The organism is Actinomycetes bacterium, from assembly GCA_036510875.1.
In the GTDB taxonomy this organism is placed as follows: domain Bacteria; phylum Actinomycetota; class Actinomycetes; order Prado026; family Prado026; genus DATCDE01.
This window is the reverse complement of the sequence record DATCDE010000299.1, coordinates 40,870-47,779: the sequence shown is the minus strand read 5'-3', so window position 1 is coordinate 47,779 and position 6,910 is coordinate 40,870. Positions and strand designations below refer to the sequence as shown.

At 72.5% G+C, this 6,910-nt stretch carries 6 protein-coding genes; 3 read left to right on the top strand and 3 right to left on the bottom strand.

The features are described from left to right. Both VIM19_17420 and VIM19_17415 read left to right on the top strand, forming a co-directional pair. Positions 1 to 481: C40 family peptidase (locus VIM19_17420; GenBank protein ID HEY5186636.1), on the top strand; the 481-nt coding region annotated here is incomplete at its 5' end. A 45-nt stretch (positions 482 to 526) separates the two neighbouring features. Continuing rightward, a complete protein-coding gene (locus tag VIM19_17415; GenBank protein HEY5186635.1) occupies positions 527 to 1,147 on the top strand; it encodes a hypothetical protein in 621 nt (206 codons plus the stop codon). Positions 1,148 to 1,273: 126 nt separating this feature from the next. Here the strand turns inward: VIM19_17415 and VIM19_17410 are convergent, their stop codons facing one another. The 3 genes from VIM19_17410 to VIM19_17400 are packed head-to-tail and all read right to left on the bottom strand — an operon-like array spanning position 1,274 to position 4,046. Continuing rightward, entirely contained in the window at positions 1,274 to 1,792 is a 519-nt protein-coding gene (locus tag VIM19_17410) for a DUF5666 domain-containing protein (GenBank protein HEY5186634.1), read from the bottom strand. A gap of 47 nt (positions 1,793 to 1,839) precedes the next feature. Further along, a complete protein-coding gene (locus tag VIM19_17405) occupies positions 1,840 to 3,342 on the bottom strand; it encodes a HAMP domain-containing sensor histidine kinase (GenBank protein HEY5186633.1) in 1,503 nt (500 codons plus the stop codon). A 2-nt stretch (positions 3,343 to 3,344) separates the two neighbouring features. After that, positions 3,345 to 4,046 (bottom strand): response regulator transcription factor, encoded by a 702-nt coding sequence (locus tag VIM19_17400; GenBank protein HEY5186632.1) that lies wholly within the window; start codon positions 4,044 to 4,046, stop codon positions 3,345 to 3,347. 195 nt (positions 4,047 to 4,241) lie between these two features. Here VIM19_17400 and adhE point away from each other — a divergent pair, with 195 nt between their 5' ends. Next, positions 4,242 to 6,893, top strand: a complete 2,652-nt coding sequence (adhE, locus tag VIM19_17395; GenBank protein HEY5186631.1) for a bifunctional acetaldehyde-CoA/alcohol dehydrogenase — start codon at positions 4,242 to 4,244, stop codon at positions 6,891 to 6,893. Positions 6,894 to 6,910: the final 17 nt, after the last annotated feature.

Genomic DNA, 6,910 nt, shown 5'->3' with positions numbered 1-6,910 from the left:
CGCGGCGGCCGCGGCGGCTGCGGCGAGGGCCGCCTACACCGCGACGGTGAGCCGTTCGTACGCGCGGTCCACCCCGACCTACACCTCGGCCTACACCCCGACCTACACCCCGGTGGCGGTCAGCGGGGACTCCAGCCTGGGCGCGCGGGCCGCCGCTTGGGCGCTGTCGCAGGTCGGGCACTCCTACGTCTTCGGCGCTGCGGGCCCGTCCGCGTTCGACTGCTCGGGGCTGACGATGTCCGCCTACCGCAGTGTGGGCATCTACCTGCCGCACTTCTCCGGGGCGCAGTGGGGTGCCGGTCGGCAGATCCCGGCCAGCCAGCTGCAGCCGGGCGACCTGGTCTTCTACTACTCGCCGTCGCAGCACGTGGGCATGTACATCGGTGGTGGCCGCATCGTCGAGGCGGCCAACCCGGGTGTCGGGGTGGTGGTGTCCGGCCTGTACTCGATGCCCTACGTCGGCGCCGTCCGCCCCTACTGACCCCACCCCCTTCATCCGGAACGGTGGCGCGCCGATAACCCCTCGGTGCTGACCTGGGGCGCCCTGATCGCCGCGCTGCTGGCGGTCGTGGTCGGCGTCCGGTGGGCGCTGACCCGGGTGGACACGCTCGGGCGCAGCCGCCCGTTCCCGGTGGCGAGCGTGGCGGTGCTGGCCCTCGGGGCGGTCGCCCTGGCCACGCCCGGCGTGCTGCGGATCCGGCTGGAGCACCGGTTGGGGGCCGTGACCACCGCCCTGGCCGGCGTCCCGACCACCGTGCACTGCCAGTCGTTCGGGCAGTCCATGGTGGACGCCGGCAACGAGCTGGGCTTCGTGCGCTGGGGGGCGAACGGCACTCCCGGGCACGCCACCTTGATCAAGCGGGACCAGTGCAACGACCTGAGCGCGTACCTGCGCTCGGACCACCGCAGCCCCAGCGAGCAGCAGGTGATCGCCGTCCACGTGCTGACGCACGAGGCCATGCACATGGCGGGGCTCACCGTGGAGTCGGCGGCCGAGTGCGCGGCGGTCCACCAGGATGCGCGCACCGCTCAGCTGCTCGGGGCCACCCCGGACGAGGCGCGGGCGCTGGCGGAGCGCTACTGGCGCACCGTCTACCCGCGGCTGACCGACGAGTACCGCTCCGCCGACTGCACCCCTCCCGGCTGAAGGGTCCCTCCGGTGCCTTGGGGCCGCAGCCGAGCGCCCTTCATCGCGGGGCGGCGGGGACGTCGCCGTCCATGACGGCGCGGTTTCTGCGGTGGGGCGCCCAGAAGGGACCCTTCAGGCAAGGGGTCAGGCGGCGCCGGGTGCGGTGCTGGACGGGGCCGCGGACTCCTGGCGCTGGGGGACGCCGTCCCGGATGGCCTTCGCGGTCACCGTGCCACCGCTCTTGACGCCGACCACGCCGACGGTGTCCCCGACCTTGATGTCGGTGAGGCTGGCCGGCGCGCGGTCCTTGCGGATCTTGGTGGTGGAGTCGACGGTGTAGGTCGCGGTGAAGCCGTCAGGGCTCCTGACCGTCAGCGTGCTGCCCGTGGTGCCGGTCACCGTGCCGCGCTGGGTGTCGAGGACGACGAAGTTGCCGGACTTGTTCTTCACGGTGAACTCGCCGTGGATCCCGGCGTGCCGCAGCGCGCCCCACGGTCGGTGCTGGGTGGTCGCGGTCGGCACCGTCGGGCTGGTGGTCGTGCCCGAGGTGCCGGCTGCGGACGCCGCCCCCGCGGCGGAGACGACGGCGCCGGCGGCGACCGCCGTCCCCAGGACTCCGGCGGCGGCCCAGGCGGCCAGTGAGCGGCGGGTGGATGTGGGCATCGGGTTCTCCTCGTTCGGCTCGGTCAGCGGCGAGCCGGACGGCCCACCTATGACGTCGAGGGTGCCGGTCGGGGCTGGGACGTCTGTGGGTCCGCGCTGGGAGTCCGCTGGGAGGGCCGGCCGTCCTCCGGCGTCTTGGACAGGGGCAGCCGGACCCGGAACAGCGCTCCTCCGCCGGGGTTCTCCTGCGCCGTGACGGTGCCCCCGTGCGCGGTGCAGACCGACTCGACGATGGCCAGGCCGAGTCCGACGCCGCCGCTGGCCCGGGTCCGGGCCGGGTCGACCCGGTAGAAGCGCTCGAAGACGCGCGGCTGGTCCTCCGCCGGGATGCCGGGGCCGCGGTCAGCGACCTCGAGGACGGCGGTTCCGGCCGCACCAGCGCCGCTGGCGGTGTCGCTCGCGCCGTCCGTCCCGACCCGCACCACGACCGGCGTGCCCGCCGGGGTGTGTACCCGGGCGTTGGCCAGCAGGTTGCCGAGCACCTGGCGCAGCTGGTGCTCGTCGCCGTCCACCACGACCGGGGCCGGGGCGGCCACGGTGACCGGGCGCCCCGGCTCGGCGACACTGAGGTCGCCGGCGGCCTGGGCGGCGAGCGCGGCCAGGTCGACCGGTGCCCGTTCCGCGATGCGTCCCTCGTCCAGCCGGGCCAGGGTGAGCAGCTCTTCGACCAGCACGCCCATCCGCTCGGACTCGCTCTCGATCCGGCTCATGGCCCGGGCCAGGTCGTCCGGGCGGGTGTCCGCGCCGCGCCGGAACAGCTCCGAGTAGCCGCGGATCGAGGTGAGCGGCGTCCGCAGCTCGTGCGAGGCGTCGGCCAGGAACCGGCGCATCCGCTCCTCGGAGGCGGACTTCTCCGCGAACGCCGTCTCGATCCGGCCGAGCATGGTGTTCAGGGCCAGGCCGAGCCGGCCGACCTCGGTCCGCGGGTCGGGTGTGTCGACCCGCCGGGTGAGGTCGCCGTCCGCGATCGCGTCGGCGGTGGCCTCCATCCGGTACAGCGGGGCCAGCCCGAGCCGGACGACCCACCAGCCCAGCCCGGCCAGGGCGGTGAGCACGGCCAGCGCCACGAACAGCTCGATGCGGGCCAGCCGGGCCAACGTCTGCTGGATGTCGGTGAGCGGCAGCGCCACCACCAGGGTGCGGCCGGCACCCAGCGGCTCGACCAGCACCCGGTAGCGCGGCTCGCCGCCGCCGACCGAGCCGACGGTGGACAGCCGCCGGGCGGGCAGCGGGTCGAGCGCCGGTGCGGCGGCCTGGTCACCGGCCAGCGTGGTGGACTGCTGGACGGCGATGACCTGGCCGTCGACCCGGATCTCGCCGTACGCCTGGGGGAGCAGCGTGCGGTTGATCGGCCGGCCGGTGCCGGTCTCGGCGCCCAAGATCTCCCCGGTCAGCGTGCGCAGCATCGGGCCGCGGGCGTCCACCAGCTGCTGGTCGGTGCGGCCCACGAGGAACTTCCCGACCAAGCCGTAGGTGGCCACCGCGGCGACGAACAGCCCGATGGCGCTCAGCGCCACCAGGCCGACGACCAGCCGCGACCGCAGGGACACGGCTACCGTTCCCCCTTGGGCAGCCGCATCGAGTAGCCGACCCCCCGGACGGTGTGGATGAGCGGCGGGCCGAGCGGGTCCAGCTTCTTGCGCAGGTAGCTGACGTAGGTCTCCAGGACGCCCGCGTCGCCGCCGAAGCCGTAGTCCCAGACGTGGTCGAGGATCTGCGCGCGGGTGAGCACCCGTCGCGGGTTGACCAGCAGGTAGCGCAGCAGCCGGTACTCGGTGGGGGTCAGCTCGATCGGGCGGCCGGCCCGGCGGACCTCGCGGGTGTCCTCGTCCATCTGCAGGTCGGCGAAGGTGAGCAGCGCGGCAGCGTCCCCGTCCACCCCGGCCCGGCGCAGCACGGCGTGCACCCGGGCCACCAGCTCGGCCAGGCTGAACGGCTTGGTCACGTAGTCGTCGCCGCCGAGGGTCAGGCCGCGGACCTTGTCCTCCACGGCGTCCCTGGCGGTGAGGAAGAGCACCGGAACCCGCGAGCCGCTGCCGTTGTGCAGCCGCCGGGCCACCTCGAAGCCGTCGAGGTCCGGCAGCATGACGTCGAGGACCACCAGGTGCGGGTGGAACGCGTCCACGGCGGTGAGGGCCTCCCGTCCGGTGCCGGCCACGCGAACCTCGAAGCCCTCGTAGCCGAGCACGGTCGACACCAGCTCGGTGATGTTGGGTTCGTCGTCGACGACGAGCACCCGGGTGGGCTCGGCCACTGGTGCCCCCTTCGATCCTGGACGGTTGCCGCGGGCACCAGTGTCTGGGAAGTTCCTGGGAGGACGCTGAGAGTCCGGACCCCTCGTGTTTCGCAACGGCAGCGGGAGGGGGCAAGTGACCTCCGGCCCTGCCGCCGGTGGGCGCGCCGCGGGTTCAGTGGGACCAAACGGAACCCAACGGGAGGGGTCACCCCCATGACTGTCACCGACCGACCGTTGATCATCGACGAGGAGCGCCGGGCGCGCATCGACGAGCAGGTCGCCCTGGCGAAGCGGGCCGCCGACCAGTTCCGTGCCCTGGACCAGCAGCAGGTCGACGCCATCGTGACCGCGATGGTGCGCGCCGGGCTGGACGCCGCGGTCGAGCTGGCCCAGCTGGCGGTCGCCGAGACCGGGTTCGGCGTGTTCGAGGACAAGGTGGTGAAGAACTTCGTCGCCACCGAGTTCCTCTACGACTACCTGCGGGGCAAGAAGACCGTCGGGATCATCGACGAGGACCCGGTGCGGGACATCACCCACGTGGCCGAGCCGATGGGCGTGATCATGGCGATCACCCCGATCACCAACCCGACCTCCACCGTGCTGTTCAAGGCGATCTGCGCGGCCAAGACGCGCAACGCGATCGTGTTCCGGGCCCACCCGATCGCCACCGGGTGCGCCCGCCGGGTGGTCGAGGTGCTCGCCGCGGCGGGGGAGGCCGCGGGGCTGCCGCCCGGCGCGCTGCAGGTGATCCCCGACCCCGAGCACGAGGTGACGCACTACCTGTTCAAGCACCCCGACATCGACTTCCTGTGGACGACGGGCGGACCGCGCATCGTCAAGCTGGCCAACTCGGCCGGCAAGCCGTGCCTGTCGGTCGGGCCGGGCAACGCGCCGTGCTACGTGCACCGCACCGCCGACCTCAAGGGCGTGGTCGTCGACGTGCTGATCTCCAAGACCTTCGACGCCTCGGTGATCTGCCCGGCCGAGCAGACGATCATCATCGATGACGCGGTCTACGACGAGGTGCTCGACGAGTTCCAGCGGATGGGCGCCTACCTGCTCGGCGAGGACGAGTCCGAGCGGCTGGCCGAGTTCGCCTTCGGTGGCTGCGACAAGGTCAACCTCGGGGCGCTGGGCCAACCGGCGCCGGAGCTGGCGAGGCGGGCCGGGCTCGACGTGCCGCCGCACACCAAGGTGCTCCTGGCGCCGCTGCCGTCGGACCTGGCCGCGCTCGAGGCGCACACCTTCCGGCAGGAGAAGCTCATGCCGGTGCTCGGCGTCGTCCGAGCCGAGAGCGAGCAGCACGCGATCGACTGCGCGGTGCTGGTCATCGAGCACGGCGGGCTGGGCCACACCTGCTCGATCTACGCCAACGACCAGGGCGTGATCGACCGCTACGCGCTGGCGGTGCGCACCGGCCGGATCCTGGTCAACGCGCCAACCGCCGTGGGGGCGCTCGGCGGGGTCTACAACTCGCTGGCACCGACCTTCTCGCTGGGCTGCGGCACGTGGGGCGGCTCGTTCACCACCGAGAACGTCAACTACGAGCAGCTGCTCAACATCAAGACGGTGTCTCGGCGCAAGACGCCACCCCAGTGGTTCCGGGTCCCCTCGACGACGTACTTCAACGTGGGGGCGCTGGAGAACCTGCGGGACGTCCCGGTGCAGCGGGCCGTCGTGGTCAGCGACCACGTGCTCGAGCAGGCCGGAGTCGTCGACCAGGTCCGCGAGCGCCTGGGCACGCCGTTCATCACCGTGTTCACCGCGGTCGAGCCGGAGCCGTCCGAGGCGACGGTCCGGGCCGGCGTCGACGTGATCCGCGAGTTCGACCCCGACCTGATCGTCGCGGTCGGCGGCGGTTCGGTGCTGGACGCCGCCAAGGCGATGCGGCTGTTCTACGAGCACCCCGAGCTGAGCCTCACCGAGCTCACCTTGCCGTTCCTCGATCCGCGCAAGCGGGTGGCGCAGTACCCGGCCGACGAGCACGCCGTCCGGCTGGTCGCGATCCCGACCACCGCCGGGACCGGCTCGGAGGTCTCGCCGGGGGCGGTGCTCACCGTCAACGGCCGCAAGGCCACGATGATCGACTACTGCCTGGTGCCGGACATCGCCATCGTCGACCCGCTGCTCACGCTCAGCCTGCCGGCGGGTCCCACCGCAGACACCGGGCTGGACGCCCTGACCCACGCGCTCGAGGGCGCGGTGTCCATCTTCTCCTCGCCGTACACGGACGCGTTCTGCATGCAGGCGGTCCGGATGATCTTCGAGTGGCTGCCCAAGGCGGTCGAGGACGGCTCGAACATCGCCGCCCGCACCGGGATGGCCAACGCGGCCACCTTGGCCGGGCTGGCGTTCTCGAACGCCTTCCTCGGGGTGAACCACGCGATGGCGCATGCGGTGGGCGCACGCTTCCACATCCCGCACGGCCGGGCGAACGCGATCCTGCTGCCGCACGTGCTGCGGTACAACGCGTCGCTGCCCACCAAGTTCATGCCGGCCCCGGGCTACTCCAGCTACGTCGCCCCGGAGAAGTACGCGCAGATCGGCTACATCGTCTTCGGCGGCAGGGACGAGGAGTGCCGTCGCCAGCGGCTGTTCGACGCGGTGGACCGGCTGATCATGGAGGTGGGGCTACCGCGTACGCTGAAGGAAGCGGGCGTGGACGAGGCCGAGTTCGAGGCGGCGCTGCCGGATCTGGTGGCCGCGGCGTTCGGCGATGTCTGTACCCGCACCAACCCGAGGATGCCCATGGTGGCCGAGATCGAGGCGCTGCTCCGTGCGGCCTACGACACGCCTGCCGGGGAATCCCCTGCTGCGCCAACAGGTTGGACCGACGACGAATCGTCTTCCGACGGCGCCATCTGACCCACTTATCGAGGAGG

What these genes read in the sequence shown, in the direction of transcription:
- VIM19_17410 (HEY5186634.1), bottom strand. Translation starts at nt 1,792, where the DNA reads ATGCCCACATCCACCCGCCGCTCACTGGCCGCCTGGGCCGCCGCCGGA.
- adhE (HEY5186631.1), top strand. Translation starts at nt 4,242, where the DNA reads ATGACTGTCACCGACCGACCGTTGATCATCGACGAGGAGCGCCGGGCG.